The sequence below is a fragment of the Microbispora sp. KK1-11 genome (assembly GCF_006874435.1).
GTDB classification, from domain to species: Bacteria; Actinomycetota; Actinomycetes; order Streptosporangiales; family Streptosporangiaceae; genus Microbispora; species Microbispora catharanthi.
Genome location: NZ_VIRJ01000019.1, coordinates 1 through 17912 on the forward strand (window position 1 = coordinate 1; position 17912 = coordinate 17912).

At 72.2% G+C, this 17912-nt stretch carries 18 protein-coding genes; 8 read left to right on the plus strand and 10 right to left on the minus strand.

Going from position 1 to position 17912, the window contains the following annotated elements; translation table 11 throughout:
* Positions 1 to 12: 12 nt before the first annotated feature.
* Positions 13 to 549, plus strand: coding sequence for an ARMT1-like domain-containing protein (locus FLW16_RS25060; protein WP_142562580.1), 537 nt, complete (start codon positions 13 to 15; stop codon positions 547 to 549).
* A gap of 53 nt (positions 550 to 602) precedes the next feature.
* Here the strand turns inward: FLW16_RS25060 and FLW16_RS25065 are convergent, their stop codons facing one another.
* The 3 genes from FLW16_RS25065 to FLW16_RS25075 all read right to left on the minus strand — a co-directional run bounded on the left by FLW16_RS25065 (position 603) and on the right by FLW16_RS25075 (position 3699).
* The gene (locus tag FLW16_RS25065) at positions 603 to 1334 is read right to left on the minus strand and encodes a MerR family transcriptional regulator (RefSeq protein ID WP_221891270.1); all 732 of its coding nucleotides are present in this window, start codon (positions 1332 to 1334) and stop codon (positions 603 to 605) included.
* A 24-nt stretch (positions 1335 to 1358) separates the two neighbouring features.
* On the minus strand, positions 1359 to 2783 hold the full coding sequence (locus tag FLW16_RS25070) for a serine hydrolase (protein WP_221891271.1): 1425 nt from the start codon (positions 2781 to 2783) through the stop codon (positions 1359 to 1361).
* A gap of 100 nt (positions 2784 to 2883) precedes the next feature.
* Positions 2884 to 3699, minus strand: coding sequence for a crotonase/enoyl-CoA hydratase family protein (locus FLW16_RS25075; protein ID WP_260615557.1), 816 nt, complete (start codon positions 3697 to 3699; stop codon positions 2884 to 2886).
* Positions 3700 to 3909: 210 nt separating this feature from the next.
* Between FLW16_RS25075 and FLW16_RS25080 the strand changes: the two genes are divergently transcribed.
* Genes FLW16_RS25080 through FLW16_RS25100 form a run of 5 tightly spaced genes read left to right on the plus strand, consistent with a single transcriptional unit; the run spans position 3910 to position 10185 of the window.
* Positions 3910 to 5457 carry an acyl-CoA synthetase gene (locus FLW16_RS25080; protein ID WP_142562584.1) on the plus strand — a complete coding sequence of 516 codons (1548 nt, stop codon included), beginning with the start codon at positions 3910 to 3912 and terminating at the stop codon, positions 5455 to 5457.
* Between the two features lies 1 nt (position 5458).
* Complete coding sequence (locus tag FLW16_RS25085; protein WP_142562585.1) at positions 5459 to 6373, plus strand: Zn-ribbon domain-containing OB-fold protein; 915 nt, start codon at positions 5459 to 5461, stop codon at positions 6371 to 6373.
* Complete coding sequence (locus FLW16_RS25090; protein WP_142562586.1) at positions 6373 to 7398, plus strand: thiolase domain-containing protein; 1026 nt, start codon at positions 6373 to 6375, stop codon at positions 7396 to 7398. Before FLW16_RS25085 ends, FLW16_RS25090 begins: the two co-directional genes overlap by 1 nt.
* A 9-nt stretch (positions 7399 to 7407) precedes the next feature.
* Positions 7408 to 8556: a thiolase domain-containing protein gene (locus tag FLW16_RS25095; protein WP_142562587.1), complete on the plus strand. Its 1149-nt coding sequence runs from the start codon at positions 7408 to 7410 to the stop codon at positions 8554 to 8556.
* 18 nt (positions 8557 to 8574) lie between these two features.
* On the plus strand, positions 8575 to 10185 hold the full coding sequence (locus tag FLW16_RS25100; protein ID WP_142562588.1) for an acyl-CoA synthetase: 1611 nt from the start codon (positions 8575 to 8577) through the stop codon (positions 10183 to 10185).
* Here the strand turns inward: FLW16_RS25100 and FLW16_RS25105 are convergent.
* From FLW16_RS25105 to map, 4 genes are all read right to left on the minus strand, one after another.
* Complete coding sequence (locus tag FLW16_RS25105) at positions 10158 to 11159, minus strand: hypothetical protein (protein WP_142562589.1); 1002 nt, start codon at positions 11157 to 11159, stop codon at positions 10158 to 10160. The two genes, FLW16_RS25100 and FLW16_RS25105, sit on opposite strands and share 28 nt — an antisense overlap.
* The gene (locus FLW16_RS25110) at positions 11156 to 11842 is read right to left on the minus strand and encodes a VC0807 family protein (RefSeq protein ID WP_221891272.1); all 687 of its coding nucleotides are present in this window, start codon (positions 11840 to 11842) and stop codon (positions 11156 to 11158) included. Before FLW16_RS25110 ends, FLW16_RS25105 begins: the two co-directional genes overlap by 4 nt.
* A gap of 108 nt (positions 11843 to 11950) precedes the next feature.
* Positions 11951 to 12589 carry a LysE family translocator gene (locus tag FLW16_RS25115; protein ID WP_142562590.1) on the minus strand — a complete coding sequence of 213 codons (639 nt, stop codon included), beginning with the start codon at positions 12587 to 12589 and terminating at the stop codon, positions 11951 to 11953.
* Positions 12590 to 12646: 57 nt separating this feature from the next.
* The gene (gene map, locus FLW16_RS25120) at positions 12647 to 13414 is read right to left on the minus strand and encodes a type I methionyl aminopeptidase (RefSeq protein ID WP_142562591.1); all 768 of its coding nucleotides are present in this window, start codon (positions 13412 to 13414) and stop codon (positions 12647 to 12649) included.
* 54 nt (positions 13415 to 13468) lie between these two features.
* Here map and FLW16_RS25125 point away from each other — a divergent pair, with 54 nt between their 5' ends.
* The gene (locus FLW16_RS25125; protein ID WP_142562592.1) at positions 13469 to 13744 is read left to right on the plus strand and encodes a helix-turn-helix transcriptional regulator; all 276 of its coding nucleotides are present in this window, start codon (positions 13469 to 13471) and stop codon (positions 13742 to 13744) included.
* A gap of 20 nt (positions 13745 to 13764) precedes the next feature.
* Here the strand turns inward: FLW16_RS25125 and FLW16_RS25130 are convergent, their stop codons facing one another.
* Positions 13765 to 14898, minus strand: a complete 1134-nt coding sequence (locus tag FLW16_RS25130) for a hypothetical protein (RefSeq protein ID WP_142562593.1) — start codon at positions 14896 to 14898, stop codon at positions 13765 to 13767.
* A 280-nt stretch (positions 14899 to 15178) separates the two neighbouring features.
* On the opposite strand from FLW16_RS25130, the gene FLW16_RS25135 reads away from it, so the two are divergent.
* Positions 15179 to 15697, plus strand: coding sequence for a hypothetical protein (locus FLW16_RS25135; protein WP_142562594.1), 519 nt, complete (start codon positions 15179 to 15181; stop codon positions 15695 to 15697).
* A gap of 6 nt (positions 15698 to 15703) precedes the next feature.
* On the opposite strand, the gene FLW16_RS25140 is transcribed toward FLW16_RS25135, so the two are convergent.
* Positions 15704 to 16918 (minus strand): serine hydrolase, encoded by a 1215-nt coding sequence (locus tag FLW16_RS25140; RefSeq protein ID WP_260615560.1) that lies wholly within the window; start codon positions 16916 to 16918, stop codon positions 15704 to 15706.
* Between the two features lie 112 nt (positions 16919 to 17030).
* Positions 17031 to 17909, minus strand: a complete 879-nt coding sequence (locus FLW16_RS25145; protein ID WP_142562595.1) for a LysR family transcriptional regulator — start codon at positions 17907 to 17909, stop codon at positions 17031 to 17033.
* Positions 17910 to 17912: the final 3 nt, after the last annotated feature.

Below are 17912 nucleotides of genomic sequence, written 5' to 3' on the forward strand. Positions count from 1 at the left end.
ACAATTTGGTGACTGGATTTCAGAGGTGTTCTCTCCCGACCTGCCCCCCCCCCCGCCCGGGGGCTCGGGGGTGGGGTCCTCCCCCCCGTAAACCCCTCCCCTTTCTCCGTCTCCGCCCCCCCCCCGGCCGAGGTCCTCGCATCCCGGCGGCGCCCCGCCGCCGCGCCGGGCAGCGCGGGAGGGGCGGGCGCCCGCCTCTGGGGCGCGATGGAGGAGGGACGCCTCACGCTGCGGGCGCATCCCTTCGCCTGCGCTCCGCTGCCCTACGCGGACATGCCGCACGATCTGCGGGAGGAGTTCGCGTCGGCCTCGCTGACCGTCATGAAGGGCGACCTGAACTACCGGCGGCTCGTCGGCGACCGGATGTGGCCGGCGAGCACGCCGTTCGCCGCGGTCACCGCCTACTTCCCCGGGCCGGTCGTCGCGCTGCGCACGCTGAAGTCGGACGCGCTCGTCGGCGTGCCGGAGCGCACGCTGGCGGAGCTGGACGCGGCCGGCCGCCCCTGGCGTACCACCGGCACCCATGCCATGGTCCAGGCCCGCCCCTGAGCGGCCGCCGGATCCGTCCGCGTGCTTCGGCCTTCTCGTCCGCCGGCGCCGGCTCAGGCACGCGCCTGGCCTTCCACGAGTTGGGCCAGTCGGTCCCAGGCCGGGGATGAGGCTCCGGGCTGGGTCTGCCCGGCCAGCCGCGCGATATCCGGGTTACGGACGGGGCGGGTCTCGGATCGGCCGTGCTGTCTGGCGAACCAGCTCCGCGTGCGGTCCGCGAGGGCGGGGAGGCGGGGATCGCTCGGCGGCCAGTCGTAGGCGGCGTCGTGGTCGAGGTAGAGCGCGCGGAACTCCGGGTCGGTCATGAGCTCGCGTTTCTCGGCGATCCACAGGGCGGCGTCCTCGGGTGAGGCCGTCTGCATGAGGATCCAGCCGTCGCGTTCCAGCTGGATCTGGCGCTCGCTGACGCCGAGCCGGCGCAGATCGTCGAGATGGTCGGCGACCTCCGGGGAGACGAAAAGCCGGTCGCCACCGCGCAGCTGGGCGAGTTGGTCGCGGACTCGCCGCAGGTGCGCGATGCGGTCTCGGAGGTCGCGGTCGATCTCGGCGATGGCCGCCGTGAGCGCATCGGGGTCGGCGTGGAGGAGGTCCTTGACGCGGGCCAGCGGCACGCCCGCCTGCGTCAGAGTCTTGATCTTGACGAGGTCGACGGCGTCTTCGGCGGTGTAGCGCCGGTAGCCGGACGAGTCGCGGCCGGGCTCGGGGAGCAGACCGCGCTTGTGGTAGTGGCGGACGGCTTTGATGGTCACTCCGGCGTAGTCCGCGAGCCGGCCAATCGTGATCACGCTGGACATCCTTCCACCGGACCGTCACGCCCGCCGGGTCAGGCGGCCGCCGCCGTTGCGGAAACGCGCTCCGCCGTCGCGGACGTCGTGGTAGGAGACGAGCAGCAGTCGCAGGTATCCGTCGAACGTCTCCAGTGGGTATCCGGCGGGTGCGAAAAGGCCGGGCCGGATCGGCACGTAGCGCTGCGGCGGGGCGGAGGTCATGCCGCCGGCGAACTCGGTGAAGATCCGCTTCTGTGATTCGTCCGCCGGTTCGTACGTCGTCCGCTCCTCGAGCTGACCCTCGACGACGCGGACGTCGATGCGCAGCTGATCGGAGCGGTAGGTGCCCGCATAGGGGGTGAGGTCGACGTCCTGTTCCGACTCGGTGATCAGGGTGGGGATCCGGACGCCGAGATGCTCGCTCAGGAGCCACTGCAGGATCCGGTCGTGCAGCACGATCGCCCCCGGAGTGTTGCCGAAGGCGGCGAAGACCAGGTCGTGTTCGGGCACGACGCACAGGATGGACACACCGCCGGGCGACGCGCCCGACATGGCGAGCACGGTCGTGTCGCCGAACGGGTACCGCACCCAGCCCAGGCCCATCGGCGGGACGTTCGGGGTCGCCATGTCGTACGAGACCTGCTGCATCAGCGCGGTCGACTCGGCCGACAGAACACGTGCGCCCGATGGGGACAGACCGCCCGCGAGGTGGGTGCGTCCGAAGGCGAGCAGGTCGGCGATGGTGCCGATCGGTGTGCCGCCGGCCGGCCCCCAGGTTTCTGGCAGCATGAACATGCCCGTGGGCCTTGCCGCCATGCTCCGCGGGTCGGGGAAGTGACCGATCGCCGTGCTGCGCAAGATGGCCTGCTCGGCCGAGGTGCCGGAGTCCTTCATGCCGACGCGTGCGTAGATGTCGCGCTCGAGCAGCTCGGGGAAGGGCGTGCCGGTCACCACTTCCAGCAGGCGGCCCGCGACGATCATGCCGCCGTTGCTGTAGCTGAGCTGCTCGCCGGGTTCGAACAGGGTGCCGCAGCCGCTCGCGAGGCCGTGGACGTAGCTCTTCAGAGCGTCGCGGCCCTTGGCGTCGGGGAAGAACAGGTCCGCGTCGATGCCGTTGGTGTGTGAGATGAGGTGCCGGACCAGGATCTTGTCCGCCGCGCCCGGTGCGGTCAGGGCGAAGTCGGGAAGGTGCCGCACCACCGGTGTGTCAAGGTGCAACAGCCCCCGCTCGACCTGCTGCAGGACCAGCGTGGTGGTCAGGACCTTGGTGACGGAGCCGAAGAGGAATCCGGTGTCCTCGCGCATCGGGGCGCCCGTGGCGACGTTCGCGGTGCCGTGGGCGACGACGACCTGCTCGCCGGCGTGGTGGACGCCGGCGACGAACCCGGGGACGTTGCCGGACTCGCAGTAGGCGGCGGCCTGCTCGCGGATCCGGGCTTCGACGGTGTGCAGCGCGTTGTCGTTCATGCGGAGCATCGTCGAACCCTGACCCAGGGGCAAGGTCAAGAGGCGGCGTGGTCGCCCCCCAGGGGAGCGCAGGGGAGCGCAGGGGAGCGCAGGGGGCGCGTCAACGCCCCTGGTAGACGGGCGGGCGCTTGTCGCGGAAGGCGCGGGAGCCCTCCTTGGCGTCCTCGGAGCCGATGACCGGCCAGCCGAACGCGTCGGAGACCTTGAACGCCTCGGCCTCCGGCATGCCCAGCGTCTCGCGGTAGGCGCGCAGGATCGCCTGGACGGCCAGCGGCCCGCAGGCGGCCACCTGGCCGGCGATCTCGCGCGCCGCCGCGAGCGCCTGGCCGTCCGGCACGACCCGGTTGAGCATGCCCATCGCGAGCGCCTCGGCCGCCGTGATCGCCCGGCCGGTGAGCAGCACGTCCATGGCGAACGCGTACGGGATCTGGCGCGGCAGCCGTACGGCGCTGCCGCCCATCGGGAACAGCGCCCGCCGTGCCTCGAACAGCCCGAGCGTGGCGCTCTCGCCGGCGACGCGCAGGTCGGTGCCGACGAGCAGTTCGGTGCCGCCCGCGACGGCGTACCCCTCGACCGCGCACACGATGGGCTTGGCGGGCAGCGCCTCGGGATCGCGCAGCAGGCCCTTCCAGTGGTAGTCGGGGATCTCGGCGGCTCGGCGGCGCACCCGCTCGTCCTCGGACGGCGTGCCCATGGCCTTGAGGTCGGCCCCGGCGCAGAACGTTCCCTCCGCGCCGGTGAGGATGCCGACCCGCACCTCCGGCTCGTCCGAGATGTACTGCCATGCTTCGGCGAGCCCCACCAGCATGTCCTGTGAGAGCGCGTTCCTGGCCTCGGGCCGGTCCATCGTGACGATCACCACGTGACCGTCGCGCTCGATCCGGCAGTGCGGGGTGCTGATGGGCAGGAGCTCCACAGGTGTCCTCCGGCTGGGTGGCGTCACCGGCTCGATCAAACGCTTGTTAGACATGGCGCGCGGGGTTAGTCTGCCCGCAAGAACTAGAACCGATTCTCATCTGAGTCGCTCCGCATTGCCAGGTCTTGTCAGCGTCGTGCCGGCGTGCTTCACTTCGGGGCCGCTCGCGCCGCGGACGCCCCGGCAGTGCGGCCTTAAAGGAGCTGGCATATGGGCTCACTCGGTTTCTGGAGGCTGGCGCAGGCCGACCCGGCGTGGATCGCCGCGGTCGATCCCGACGGAACGGAACATCCCGCGGGCGAGCTGCTCGCCAGGGCCAACCGCATGGTCCACGGCCTGCGCGAGCTGGGCCTGCGTCCCGGGGACGGCATCTGCGGCCTGCTGCCCAACGGCGCGGACGGCCTCGTGCTCTACCTCGCCGCCCTCCAGGCGGGGTGGTACTACACGCCGGTCAACTGGCACCTCACCGGGCCCGAGATCGGCTACATCGTCGCCGACAGCGAGGCCGCCGCGTTCTTCGCCCACGAGCGGTACGCCGCGGAGGCCGTCAGGGGCGCCCAGGAAGCCGGGATCGCCGCCGACCGGTGCTTCTCCTACGGCGAGGTCGAGGGCTTCCGGCCCGTGGCCGAGCTGACCGACGGCAGGCCGGACAGCACGCCCCCCGACCGTACGGCCGGGGCCACCATGCACTACACCTCGGGCACCACCGGCAGGCCGAAGGGCGTGCGGCGGGCGCTCACCGGCCTCGACCCCGACGACTCCGCCGAGCTGATGACGGGCCTGCTGCGGCTGTTCGGCGTGACGACGGGCCGGCCGAACGCCCACCTGGTCACGTCGCCGAGCTATCACACGGCGGTCACCCAGTTCGCCGGTACGGCGCTGCACATGGGGCACACGCTCGTCTTCATGGACAAGTGGGACGCGGAGGAGACCCTGCGCCTGTGCGAGCGCCACCACGTGACGAACTCCCACCTGGTGCCGACGCACTTCAAGCGGCTGCTGTCGCTGCCCGAGGAGACGCGGCGCTCCTACGGCCTGTCGTCGCTGCGCTGGATGATCCACGCCGCCGCGCCCTGCCCGGTGCCGGTCAAGTGGCAGATGCTGGAGTGGTGGGGCGACGTGATCTACGAGTACTACGCCGCCACCGAGGGCGGCGGCACGATCGCCACCCCCGAGGACTGGAAGAAGCGGCCGGGCACGGTCGGGAAGGCATGGCCGGGCAGCGAGCTGCTGATCGTGGACGACGAGCTCGCGCCGGTGCCCGCGGGCACGCCCGGCTCCGTCTACATGAAGATGGGCATCTCCTTCGAATACAAGGGCGACCCGGAGAAGACCGCGGCCAACCGGCTCCGCGACTACTTCACGGTCGGGGACATCGGTTACCTGGACGAGGACGGCTTCCTGTTCCTCTGCGACCGCAAGGCCGACATGATCATCTCGGGTGGGGCCAACATCTACCCGGCCGAGATCGAGAACGAGCTGCTCGTCCACCCCAAGGTCGCCGACGCGGCGGTGTTCGGCATCCCGGACGACGAGTGGGGCGAGCGCATCAAGGCCGTCGTCGAGCCCGCGCCGGGCGTGGTGCCCGGGCCCGAGCTGGCCGAGGAGATCCTCCGCTCGCTGGAGGGACGCCTGGCCCGGATGAAGTGGCCGAGCTCGATCGACTTCATCGACCAGATGCCCCGCGAGCCGAACGGCAAGCTGCTCAAACGCAAGCTCCGCGCCCCCTACTGGGAAGGCAGGGACCGTGCCATCTGACATGTCCGAGGACCTGGTCGCGACGCACGTCCTGGAGTTCCCCGGCGGTTACACCCGGACGACCGGGCCGGTCATCGGGCGGTTCCTCACCGAACTGCGCGACCGGCGGCTGGTCGGGGTCCGAACGGCCGGGGGACGGGTGCTGGTGCCGCCGCTGGAGTACGACCCGGACACGGGCGAGCCGGTCGCCGAGGAGTACGTGGAGGTCGGACCGGCCGGGACCGTCCAGGCGTGGGCCTGGGTCGGCTCCCCGCGCCCCGGCCACCCGCTCGACCGGCCGTTCGCCTGGGCGCTGATCAGACTCGACGGTGCCGACAGCGCCCTCGTCCACGCGGTGGACGCGGGGAGCCCGAAGGCGCTGCGGCCGGGCATGCGGGTGCGCCCGCGCTGGCGGGCCGCCACCACCGGGCACATCACCGACATCGAGTGCTTCCTGCCCGAGGTCGCCTCGCTGGTCGCACCGGTTCGGGCCGAGTATCGCGTCACGCCGGGCCGGGCGCTCACCCGGTTCCTGGAGGGCGTGCGCGACGGGCGGTTCGTCGGCGGCCGGTGCGCCGAATGCGCCGCCGTCTACGTGCCCTACCGCGAGTCGTGCCCCGCGTGCGGCTCGGTGATCGAGGAGGAGGTGGAGGTCGCCGACACCGGCACGGTCACCACCTTCGCGATCAACAACCTGCCCGACCCCCGGGCCCCCGAGGTGCCGTTCGTCTCCGCGTACGTGCTGCTGGACGGCGCGGACACGCCGATGATCACGCTGATCGGCGGGGTGCCGGCGCACGAGGTGCGGCAGGGCATGCGGGTGCGCGCCGTATGGGTGCCGCCCGAGGAGCGGACGCTGTCGATGACCAACGTGAAGTGGTTCGAGCCGACCGGGGAGCCGGACGCCGACCTCGACGAAAGCGGAGGTGGTGCCTGATGCGGGACGTCGCGGTCGTCGCCTTCGCCCAGACCGTCCACACCGGCCACGACACCGGGCTGGCCGAGCCGGAGCTGCTGCTGCCGGTGATCGACGAGGTCAAGCGGGCCACCGGGCTGAAGAGGTTCGGCTTCACCTGTTCCGGCTCGTGCGACTACCTGGCCGGGGCGCCGTTCTCGTTCGTCTCGGCGCTCGACGCGGTCGGCGCCTGGCCGCCCATCAGCGAGAGCCACGTCGAGATGGACGGAGCCTTCGCGCTGTACGAGGCGTGGGTGCGCCTTCAGCACGGCGACATCGACACCGCGCTGGTCTACGGCTTCGGCAAGTCGTCGATGTCGGACATCCGGGAGATCATGACGCTCCAGCTCGATCCGTACTATCTGGCGCCGCTCGGGCTCGACCAGGTGTCGTACGCCGCGCTGCAGGCCGCCGCGGTGAACGCGGACAGGGCGGGGCTGGACGAGATCGTACGGCGCAGCCGCGCGGACGGCCGGGCCAACCCCTACGCCCTCGACCTGCCCGATCCTTCAGGGGAGGAGTTCGAGGTCGAGCCGCTGCGGCCGTACGACGTCGCGCCCGTCACGGATGGGGCGGCGGCCGTGGTGCTGGCCGCGGGGGACCGCGCCCGCGAGCTGGCCGGGCGGCCCGCCTGGATCACCGGCATCGCCCACCGCGCCGAGCCCCACTACCTGGGCATGCGCGACCTCTCCCGGTCGGTGTCCACCGCCGACGCGGGCCGGGCGGCCGGGGTGGGCAAGGGCCCGGTCGACGTGGCGGAGCTGCACACCCAGTTCAGCCATGAGGAGCCGATCCTGCGCGAGGCGCTCGGCCTGTCCGCCGGCGTGACGGTCAACCCGTCGGGCGGGCCGCTCGCGGCCAACCCGGTCATGGCCACCGGCCTGATCCGTGTGGGCGAGGCGGCCCGGCGGATCCTCGACGGCTCGGCCGGCCGCGCGGTGGCGCACGCCACCTCGGGACCGTGCCTGCAGCAGAACCTCGTCGCCGTGCTCGAAACGTCCGCGTAGGGAGTCGCCGTGGGAAACCGCTGTGCCGTCATCGGCGTGGGCCAGACCCGCTACCAGACCAGACGGCGGGACGTGTCGCTGGCCGGGCTGGTCCGCGAGGCCGCCCTGCGGGCACTGGAGGACGCCGGCCTGACGTTCGCCGACATCGACGCGGTCGTCATCGGCAAGGCCCCCGACCTGTTCGAGGGCGTGATGATGCCGGAGGCGTACCTCGCCGACGCGCTCGGCGCGGCCGGCAAGCCGGTGATGCGCGTGCACACGGCAGGCTCGGTCGGCGGCTCGACCGCGCTGGTCGGCGCGTCGCTCGTCCAGGCCGGGGTGCACGGGCGGGTGCTGGTGGTCGCCTTCGAGAAGCAGTCGGAGTCGAACGCCACCTGGGCCCTGACCACGCACCTGCCCTTCAACGCCTCCCTGGTCGTGGGCGCGGGCGGCTACTTCGCGCCGCACATCAGGGAGTACATGCGCAGGTCGGGCGCCCCGGACCACGTCGGCACGCTGGTCGCGGTCAAGGACCGGCTGAACGCGCTGAAGAACCCGTACGCCCACCTGCGCATCCCCGGGATCGACCGGCAGATGGTCGAGTCGACCCCGATGCTGTGGGAGCCGATCCGCTACCTGGAGACCTGCCCGTCGTCCGACGGCGCCTGCGCGATGGTGCTCGCGGCCGAGGACAAGGTGACCGGCACGCCGGCCTGGATCCACGGCACGGCCATGCGCTCGGAGCCCATCATGCTGGCGGGCCGCGACGTCGTCAGCCCACAGGCGGGCCGCGACTGCGCCGCCGACGTCTACCGCCAGGCCGGGATCACCGACCCGCGCCGGGAGATCGACGTCGCCGAGGTGTACGTCCCGTTCTCCTGGTATGAGCCGATGTGGCTGGAGAACCTCGGCTTCGCCGCCGAAGGGGAGGGCTGGAAGCTCACCGAGGCCGGGTGCACGGCCCTCGACGGCGACACCCCGTGGAACGCCTCGGGCGGCGTGCTGTCGTCCAACCCGATCGGCGCCTCCGGCCTCATCCGCTTCGCCGAGGCGGCGCTCCAGGTGCGGGGCATGGCGGGGGAGCACCAGGTCGAGGGGGCGCGGCTCGCGCTCGGCCACGCGTACGGCGGAGGCGCCCAGTTCTTCGCGATGTGGATCGTCGGCAGCAGTAAACCCTGAGCGCGGGAGGTCCGCCGGATGGAGTTCAACCACGCCGATCTTTTCGAGGGGCTCGCCGACGCCATCGGGGACCGCGTGGCGGTGGTCTGCGGCGACGACCGCCTGACCTACGCCGAGCTCGACGCCCACGCCAACCGGCTCGCCCACCACCTGGCCGCGTGCGGCGTCGGCCACGGCACGCACGTCGGCATGCAGCTCTACAACGGAGTGGAGTACGTCGCGGGCCTGCTGGCGACGCTGAAGCTGCGGGCCGTGCCGGTCAACGTCAACTACCGGTACGTCGAGTCGGAGCTGCTCTACCTCTACCGGGACTCCGGCGTCGGGGCGCTGCTGTTCGACGTGGAGTTCGACGACCGCGTCGCGGCCGTGGCCGCGCAGGTCCCCGGGCTGCGCCATCTCGTCGCCGTCGGCGGCCCCACGGCCGTGCCGGGCGCGGTGCCGTACGAGGAGGCGGTGGCGGGGCAGCCCGATGGCAGGGGATTCCCGCCCCGGTCCGGCGACGACGTGTACGTCATCTACACCGGCGGCACGACCGGCATGCCCAAGGGCGTGATGTGGCGGTCGGAGGACCTGTTCTACGCCTTCGGCGGCGGCAACCCGTACGGCGAGCCGCTGAAGACGCCCGAGGCGGTGATCGAGCAGGCGCGCGGCGCGGCGTCACCGGTCGTCATGATGACGGCGGCGCCGCTGATGCACGGCGCGGCGCAGGTGGGCACCTTCATCGCCTGGTGGATGGGCGGCACGATGGTGTACGTCCGCAGGTTCGACGCCGCCGCCGTGCTGCGCGCGATCGAACGGGAGAAGGTCGTCAGCCTGAACATCACCGGCGACTCCATGGCCCGCCCGCTCGCCGACGAGATGGCCGCCGGCTCCTACGACCTGTCGTCGCTGTTCGCGCTCAGCTCGACCGGGGCGATCCTCAGCGGGGCCGTACGCGCCCGGCTGGAGGAGCTCCTGCCAGGCCGGATGATCCTCGACAACTTCGGCTCGACCGAGTCCGGATACACGGCGTCCGCCGTCGACGGGTCGTCGCCCGAGTCGGGCCTGCGCTACCGGCCCAACGCCAGCGCCTCCGTGGCCGTGCTGGACGAGACGCTGACCCCGGTCGCGCCGGGCTCGGGACGGATCGGCACCGTGGCCAGGACCGGCCGGATCGCGTCCGGCTACCACAACGACCCGGACAAGACCGCCCGCACCTTCGTGACCGACGCCCACGGCGCCCGGTGGCTGCTGACCGGCGACCTCGCCACGGTCGAGGAGGACGGCACGATCCGCATCCTCGGCCGCGGCTCCCAGTGCATCAACACCGGAGGGGAAAAGGTCTTCCCCGAGGAGGTCGAGGCGGTGCTCAAGGGACATCCCGCCGTGTTCGACGCCGTGGTCACCGGCATCCCCGACGAACGCTGGGGCTCGCGGGTCGCGGCCGTCGTCCAGCCGTACGACGGGACGACGCCGACGGCGCAGCAGCTCGACGCCCACTGCCGCACCCGGCTGTCGGGCTACAAGGTGCCGCGGACCTACGCGTTCGTGGAGGAGATCCTCCGCTCCCCGGCGGGCAAGGCCGACTACCGGTGGGCCGGCCAGGTGGCCGCCGTCGCATCTCAGCCGGCCGCGGGTCGGCCGGAGTAGGCGGCGGCGAGGGCGTGGAAGACCTCCTTCGGCTCCCGACCGCCGTCCTTCAGCAGCCGGACCACTCCGTAGGAGGACATGTCGAGGTCGCCGCGCGGGTCCGGGTCGTAGGTCGTGTTGTAGGCGGCGAAGGTGAACCAGAAGGCGCTGTCCACGCCCTCCTCCTCGAACACGGTGAGCAGTTCGCGCAGGTAGCGGACCTGCTCGCCCTCGTCGCGGCGGTAGTCGCCGTCCAGCCGCGGCGGATTCACGGTGTAGTCCACGATGGCCCACGCCATGCCGCCACGTGCGCCTGCCCCTGTGTAGGCGCACGTGCCGAACTCGGTGACCGCCACCGGCTTGCCGAACCGGAAGCGGGAGCGCAGCTCCTCGCGGTAGGTCGCGGCGTTGCGCTCGTCGCGGTAGGCGTCCACCGCGACGATGTCGAACGGGCTCCAGTCGACGTCCTCCCAGCCGCCCGAGGCGTACGTCACCCGTCCGCCGAAGACCGTGCGGGCGGCCTCGGCGGTCTCCGCCAGGAAGGGGTTCAGCCGCGCGGGGATCTCGGCGAAGCGGGCGTACAGCTCGGAATCTCCCGTGCCGAGCGCGGCCATGCGGTCGAAGAAGGTCTCTCCGGGCAGGAAACCGGCGCAGAAGAAGCTCAGCTCGCACCCCGTCACGAGCACCACCTCCGCGCCGTCGCGCCGCACCTCCTCGGCCCGCTCGGCGCATTCCGCGAAGTACGGCGCGAGTTCCCGCGTCGTCATCTCGCAGGGGAAGGGCGCGAACCACACCTCCAGCCCCGCGTCGGCGGCGTGCCGCGCGGCGACGCTGAGCCGTTCGGGATGCCCGCCGGTGATGCGGACGGCCGTGCAGTGCAGCTCATCGGCGATGACCCGCATCTCCGCGCGGACCGTCTCCGGGTCGAACGTCTCCCTGCTGATGTGCCCGCCCGGGAGGAAACCGGTGTCGTAGTTGATGCCCCTGCCCCTCATCGCGCGTTCCTCGTCTCGTTGTTGATCATCCACATGATCGGCCCGGAGCCGAACGCGCCCGCGACCAGGAGCCCCACCACGAGGGCGGCGATCAGCATCACGTTGGACAGCCAGACCATGGTGGACACCGGCAGCGTGAACGCGCCGATCAGCCGGGCCACGCAGTCGGCGAGCAACGCCCCGCCCCAGATGCCGCTGAAGAGGCGCTCGGCGCGGCGGAACCTGGCGGTGTTCGCGAGCCGTTCCCAGGCGGCCTCCCGCACCGGGTTCCCCCGGGTGATGAACGCGCGCATGCCCGGAGTCATCACCGGGCGCGCGGTGAACGCCGAGAGCATCATGAACAGGCTGATCACGGCGCTGAGGGCCGAGTCCTTGGCGATCATCATGCGGGCGTCGCCGGTGACGAAGCTCAGCGCGATGCCCGCCACGTTGACCGCCAGCGTCAGCCCGGCGAGCCCGTTCAGCGTGCGGTCCCTGACGATCCCGGCGACCACACGGACGGCCGGGATCACTCCGCTCACGCCCAGCGCGGCGACCTCGCTCATGCCGAACGCGCCGTGCAGGAGGTAGTAGCACGCCATCGGCGCGGCGACGTCGAGCGCCAGCGGCACGAGCATCTTGCCGAGGTTGCCCCGCTGCTGGGGCTGCTCCGCTCTTGCCGGAGCGGTCAGGGTCTCGGTCATCGGCTCCTCCAGTGCGTCTCCGTGTCCGCGTCAAGCGTCTCGAAAGCCGGAGGAGCCGGGCAGATTCAGCGATCCCGATTGCGGCAGTACAAATGTCCCGGGTAGCCGTCAGAGCTTCTTGGCGCCCTCGGTCGCGAGGGCGGCCACGGCGCCGAGGCCGAGGTAGACGACGCCGCTGCCCTGGTCGAGCCGCCGCCGGGCCCGCGCCGAGGAGCGCAGCCGCCCGGCCAGGACCGAGGCCAGCAGGGCGTACGAGCCGTCGCTGGCCATGCCGAGCGCGATCCACACGGCCCCGAGCACGAGCACCTGCGGCGCCACGGGACCGCGCGCCGGATCGACGAACTGCGGCAGGAACGCGAGGAAGAACATGGCCGTCTTCGGGTTCAGCACGTTGACCACGAACCCCTCGCCGAACAGCCGCCGGGGCGAGGCCACCTTGATCTCGGCCTCCTCCGCCTCCGTCCGCCGCACGAGCTTGCGGATGCCCAGGTAGACGAGGTAGGCCGCGCCCAGGTACTTCACGACGGCGAACGCCGTGGCCGAGGCGGCGAGCAGCGCGGTGATCCCGAACGCCGCGGCGGCGATGTGGACCAGCGAACCGGTGTGGACGCCGAGGACGGACACCAGCCCCGCCGTACGGCCCTGGGCCACGCTGCGGGTGACGATGTAGAGCACGGCGGGTCCCGGAACCAGGAGCAGCGCCAGCGTGGCGGTCGCGAACAGGGCGAGCGTGGGCAGAGTCGGCATGGCTCGGATGGTACGGACACCGCGCCCGTTCCGGCACGTGGATTTAGAGCGCGGTGTTCAGAGCGCGGTCAGCACGCGGGGGCCATCCTCGGTGATCGCGATCGTGTGCTCCATGTGGGCGGCCCGGCTGCCGTCCACGCTGTGCAGCGTCCAGCCGTCGGCCGCCGTGTGGTAACCGTCCCGGCCTCCGGCGATGAACATCGGCTCGATGGCCAGTGCGAGGCCGTGCCGCAGGGGATAGCCCCGGCCGGGCCTGCCGTGGTTCGGCACCGACGGGTCCTCGTGCATGCGGCGGCCGATGCCGTGGCCGCCGAAGTCCCTCGGCATGCCGTACCCGGCCTCCTGGGCGACCGCGCCGATCGCCGCCGAGATGTCCCCGATGCGGTTGCCCACGGTCGCGGCGGCGATCCCGGCCTCCAGCGCCCGGCGCGTGGTGTCGACGAGCTCCAGGTCGCCGGGTCGCGGCGTGCCCACGATGAACGTGACGGCGGCGTCGGCCGCCCAGCCGTCCAGTATCGCGCCGCAGTCGACGCCGACGACGTCCCCGTCACGCAGCCGGTAGTCGGTCGGGATGCCGTGCACGATGGCGTCGTTGACGGACACGCAGATCACGGCGGGGAACGGCGTCGGCGCGAAGTGCGGCCGGTAGCCGAGGAACGGGGAGCTCGCCCCGGCCTCGCGCAGCACCGCCCGCGCCGTCTCGTCCAGGTCGCTGAGCCGCACCCCGATGGCCGCGGTTTTCCGCACGGCCTCCAGCGCGCGGGCCACGACGCGACCCGCCTCCCGCATCGCGTCCAGCGCGGCGTCGGTCTTGATTTCCACCATGACATGCCCTCCCGGGGTGGCACCAATAACTATACCGGTATTAGTATCACGGTCATGGTGAGAGTGCCCCTGACCCCCGAGGAGCGGCAGCGGGGGGAGCGGTTCGGCGTCCTGCTGCGGCAGGCGCGCGGCGAGCGCAGCATGGTCGAGGTCGCCGCGGCCGCCGGGCTCTCGGCCGAGACGCTGCGCAAGATCGAGACCGGCCGCGCGCCGACCCCGGCCTTCTTCACCGTCGCCGCGCTCGCCGCCGCGCTGGGCCTGTCCCTGGACGAACTGGCCGCCGCCTGCGCCGAGGGCCCACAGGCCGCCGAATTCCGCCAAGCCGGCTGACACTCCGGCCGCGCCGTTCCCTAGGAGAGCTCGTACACCAGCGAGGTCGTCCCGCCGCCCGTGGGATCGGGCCGCCGGGTGTGTACCCAGAGCCGCGTCGTGCCCCGCACGGGCGCGATGTCGACGATCCGCTCGCCGGGGCCGCCCGCCGGCAGGGTGGACCTGGTCCATCCGCCGTCGCGCAGGGTGAGGACGTAGGGCGCGCCGGAGGCGGGACGGGCGGCCATCCACACGCCGCCCTCGGGGTCCACGCGCACCGCCGTCAGGCCCGTCCTCGTCAGGTCCGTGCCCACCTGCGCCCATCGAGTGCGGTCCCAGTGGAGGACGACGGGGCTGCCACCGTCCGCCCAGTAGGGCCCGGCCGCCCACGCCTGGCCGTCCGGCCGCACAGCCAGGTCCAGATCGCTCAGGTGGGAACGCCCGCGACAGGGCGGACGAGCGGAGTCGACGGCGCACGGGTAGGGCACGTCCTTCCATGACGCGCCGTCCCAGTGCAGCGTTCTGTCCCCCCGCTCCCGGCTGACGATCCACACATCGTCCGGGCTTGCCGCGGCGACCGCGGTGAAGTCGAAATCCGGCGGCGACGGCTGCCGGCGCCAGGCGTTGCCGCTCCAGCGCAGCACGGTGGAGGGAGCCCCGTCCGGGTCCATGCCGGTGGCGAACCAGGCGCCGCCCCGCGAATCGACGGAGATGTCGATCACTCCGCTCCACGTCGCGTCCCGGGAGAGCAGGCGCGCCCAGCGCCCGCCGGAGAACCGCCACAGGTGCTCTGCGACGGTGTCGTACTTCTGGGGGACGCTTACGGCCGCCCAGATCGTCTCCCCGGACGGAGACCCGCCGATCTCGAGCCCCCAGGCCCTGGCGAACTGCGCGGGCAGCCCGGCGCGTCTCCAGGAGGTCCCGTCCCATCGCAGCATCGACCAGCCGGGGCCCGGTCTCCTCCTGATGAACAGCGACACTCCGCCGTCCGGCGCGGGGACCATGGACAACGGAAAGTCCGCGTGGTCCCTGGCGGCGTACCTCAGGGTCCACCGCGACGACGACTCGACAGCGTGGCCGGCCGTCCATCCGGCGTCGTGCCGGGCCGTGTCGGAGGTCATCGCGGATGCGCACAGGAGGACCAGGGCGGCGACTGCTCCCGCACCGGTACGCATCCCGACATGATCGCATGAGGGCCGCAACACGGTCGCGGGGTTCGACTCATCTGAATCTTTCAGCGGTCTTCACACGTGGCGGCCTCACCGCGCCGGCGGCCGTCGGCGGCGTTCGGGGAGATGAGCGGGGGCGGCCGCCATACGTCTGGCCGCCCACGGCGAGGGCGGGCCGCAGGAGTTCCTGTACAGCGGGCGGAGGAGATCGGACGCTGGGAGCATCGCCGGCGATCAGGGGCAGCCGGCCCGAGACGGCGTGGTCAGCTCACCATGGAGGTGCCCGATGCGATTCCCCCGTGGCCGGTTACGTGGTCCGGTCGTCCTCGCGGCCGTCGTGGCCGCGGCGTCCGCGACGACCGGGCTCGTTCCGGGCGCGGCCGACGCCGCGCCCAGCGGAGCGGCTCGCGTGGCCCGCCTGCTGCCCAGCCCGGTTCCCACTCCCACCCCGACCGTGAGCGCCACGCCGAGCGTCATCGTCTCGCCGGCCGAGGTCCTCGTGCCCGAAGGGGGCTCGGCGCTCATCCACGTGCGGCTCAGCCAGAGGCCGTCGTACGGCTGGGTGACCGTCGACAGCGAGCGGCTGTTCGGCGACCCGGACCTGTCGATCGGCCCCCGGCTGCTCTTCCCCGCGGACAGATGGAGCACCTGGCAGTCCCTCATCGTCTTCGCGGAGGAGGACGACGACGCGACGGACGGCACCGCCACGTTCCAGTCCCGGATCAGTCAGCTGCCGGGCAGCGGCGTCGCCGTGTGGACCGCCAGGGAGCTGGACAACGACGTCCCCACGCCGAGTCCCAGCTGAACCTCGTCAGAAGTAGCGCGAGCTGAGGTCGTTGGCGGGCCAGAGGCGCACCTTCCCGATCTGGGCGTTGAACAGGTCGGCGAGCACGTCGAAGTCGGGCGAGCCGCTCTCCTCCCGCCGGTTGAACAGGGCGGCGTAGGTGACGCCGTTCTGCAGGCGCGCGATGTAGGTGTAGGTGCCGGGCTGTGAGCCGTCGTGCCAGGTGTTGACGTGCCCCGTCACCTGGCGCACCCACAGGCCGGCGCCATACCAGGAGCCGTACTGGTTGGCGCCGATCTCGGGCTTGGCGAGCATCCTGCCGATGGAGGTCGAGTTGAGCACCGTGTTCGGCGCGTCGAGCACCTTCGCCAGGCGCACCAGGTCGACCGCCGAGGCGATCCAGCCGCCGTTGGGGGCCTGGCAGGCCATGCTGAACCCGCCGCCGTACGGCGCGGGCAGGACCTGGCCGGACTGGTCCAGGATGGTCTGGCCCGTGTAGCGCGACTCGTAGATCACCTCTCCCGAGGCGGCCTGCGTCCGGAGCGTACGGCCCAGCCGCGGACGCGTGATGCCGAGAGGCGCCAGGACCTTCTGCCTGACGTAGGTCTCGTAGCTCGTCCCGGAGACCTTCTCGATGATCCGGCCCAGCAGCAGATAGCCGTAGTTGCTGTAGGCGAACTTGGTGCCGGGGGCGAAGTCGAGCGGCCGGGCGCTCGCGTACTTGACGATGTGGTCCTGGGTGATCGGCAGCGGCACGCCGAGCGCCTTGGCGATGGTCAGGTCCATGTGCAGGTAGTCGCCGGAGACGTCCCGGTCCCAGCCCCCGGTGTGCTGCAACAGCCGCCACACCGTCACGTTCGCCAGCCGGGAGTCGGCCGAGGTGGACAGGCCGAGGAGCTTCGCGGCCGAGGCGGTCAGGCTGAGCTTGCCCTCCTGGGCGAGCCGCATGATCGCGATGGCGGTGATGTGCTTGCTCAGGCTCGCGATGCGGAACAGCGACGTGGGCGACACGGCGGGTACGGCATGGCTGCCGTCGGAGTATCGGTAGCCCCTGGCCAGCACCAGCCTGCCGCCCTTGGAGATGGCGAGCTGCCCGCAGGTGATCCCCCGCTCCTTGATGTAGGTCTTCATCAGCGTGTCGAATCCGGCGAGCGAGGCCGGCGCCACCCCGGTGGCCTCCACGGCGGGCGCGGGGAGCACCCTCGAACCGAACGCGAGGGCGGGCACCGCGATGGCGCCCATCTGGAGGAGGTTCCTCCTGCTCAGACCTCCCTGATCCTCAGATGCGGACGCGAACAGCGACATTTTCTGCATGTCCAATTTCTAGTGGATCAACGCCGCCGTCGCCGACTTATCACGCAAATGCCTGAGGGAGGAGAGCCGCGACCAGGGCGGCGACGGCGGGCGGGTCGGGCGGCTCGCCGTACGTCGCGGCGTAGACCCGGCGGTCCGACCCCGGCAGCTCGGACACCCGCACGTCCGGGCGGCGGTGGGCGGACAGCGCCAGCCGGGGGAGGAGCGCCACGCCCAGCCCGGCCGCGACCATGGCCTGCATGGCCACGTAGTCGTCCGTGGTGAACGAGACGCGCGGCTCGAAGCCCGCCTCGGCGCACAGCGCGAGCAGGTGCGCGCGGCACCGCTCGCACCCCGCGATCCACGGCCCGTCCGCGTGCGCCGCCAGATCCCCCGCGCCGCCGTACGCCGCGGGGGTGACGAGGAAGCTCGGGTCGTCGAGCAGGTGGACGAGGCGGACGCCGTCGTCCTCGGGAGCGGTCTCGCCATAGCGGAAGACCACGGCGACGTCCACCTGGCCGGCCCGCAGCAGGCGCAGCGCCTCGGGCGGCTCGGCCTCCATCAGCCGCAGGTCCAGCCCCGGATGGTCCTGCGCGAGCCGTGCGGCGGCGGCCGGGACGAACGTGCCGAGCGCCGAGGGGAACGCGGCCAGCCGTACGCGTCCGGCCCGCAGCCCGACGTGCGCGGCGAGCTCCGCGGACGCCGCGTCGAGGCGGCCGAGGATCTCCGCGCTCCGTTCGGCGAGCAGGCGGCCCGCCTCGGTGAGGCGGATGCCGCGCCCCACGCGCTGCACCAGCTTCGCGCCCGTCTCCGCCTCCAGCCGGGCGAGGTGGTGGCTCACCGAGGGCTGCGAGTAGTGCAGCTCCCGCGCCGCGGCGGTCACCGTGCCGGTCCTGGCCACGGCCACGAGCACGCGCAGTCGTACGACGTCGAGCGGCATTCA

Excerpts from the sequence above, each read along its gene's own strand:
- FLW16_RS25105 (WP_142562589.1), bottom strand. The coding sequence starts at position 11,159 with ATGAGGGGCAGGGGCATCAACTACGACACCGGTTTCCTCCCGGGCGGG.
- FLW16_RS25090 (WP_142562586.1), top strand. The coding sequence starts at position 6,373 with ATGCGGGACGTCGCGGTCGTCGCCTTCGCCCAGACCGTCCACACCGGC.
- FLW16_RS25125 (WP_142562592.1), top strand. The coding sequence starts at position 13,469 with ATGGTGAGAGTGCCCCTGACCCCCGAGGAGCGGCAGCGGGGGGAGCGG.
- FLW16_RS25110 (WP_221891272.1), bottom strand. The coding sequence starts at position 11,842 with ATGACCGAGACCCTGACCGCTCCGGCAAGAGCGGAGCAGCCCCAGCAG.
- map (WP_142562591.1), bottom strand. The coding sequence starts at position 13,414 with ATGGTGGAAATCAAGACCGACGCCGCGCTGGACGCGATGCGGGAGGCG.
- FLW16_RS25140 (WP_260615560.1), bottom strand. The coding sequence starts at position 16,918 with ATGGGCGCCATCGCGGTGCCCGCCCTCGCGTTCGGTTCGAGGGTGCTC.
- FLW16_RS25145 (WP_142562595.1), bottom strand. The coding sequence starts at position 17,909 with ATGCCGCTCGACGTCGTACGACTGCGCGTGCTCGTGGCCGTGGCCAGG.
- FLW16_RS25115 (WP_142562590.1), bottom strand. The coding sequence starts at position 12,589 with ATGCCGACTCTGCCCACGCTCGCCCTGTTCGCGACCGCCACGCTGGCG.
- FLW16_RS25130 (WP_142562593.1), bottom strand. The coding sequence starts at position 14,898 with ATGCGTACCGGTGCGGGAGCAGTCGCCGCCCTGGTCCTCCTGTGCGCA.
- FLW16_RS25080 (WP_142562584.1), top strand. The coding sequence starts at position 3,910 with ATGGGCTCACTCGGTTTCTGGAGGCTGGCGCAGGCCGACCCGGCGTGG.
- FLW16_RS25100 (WP_142562588.1), top strand. The coding sequence starts at position 8,575 with ATGGAGTTCAACCACGCCGATCTTTTCGAGGGGCTCGCCGACGCCATC.
- FLW16_RS25135 (WP_142562594.1), top strand. The coding sequence starts at position 15,179 with ATGCGATTCCCCCGTGGCCGGTTACGTGGTCCGGTCGTCCTCGCGGCC.
- FLW16_RS25070 (WP_221891271.1), bottom strand. The coding sequence starts at position 2,783 with ATGAACGACAACGCGCTGCACACCGTCGAAGCCCGGATCCGCGAGCAG.
- FLW16_RS25085 (WP_142562585.1), top strand. The coding sequence starts at position 5,459 with ATGTCCGAGGACCTGGTCGCGACGCACGTCCTGGAGTTCCCCGGCGGT.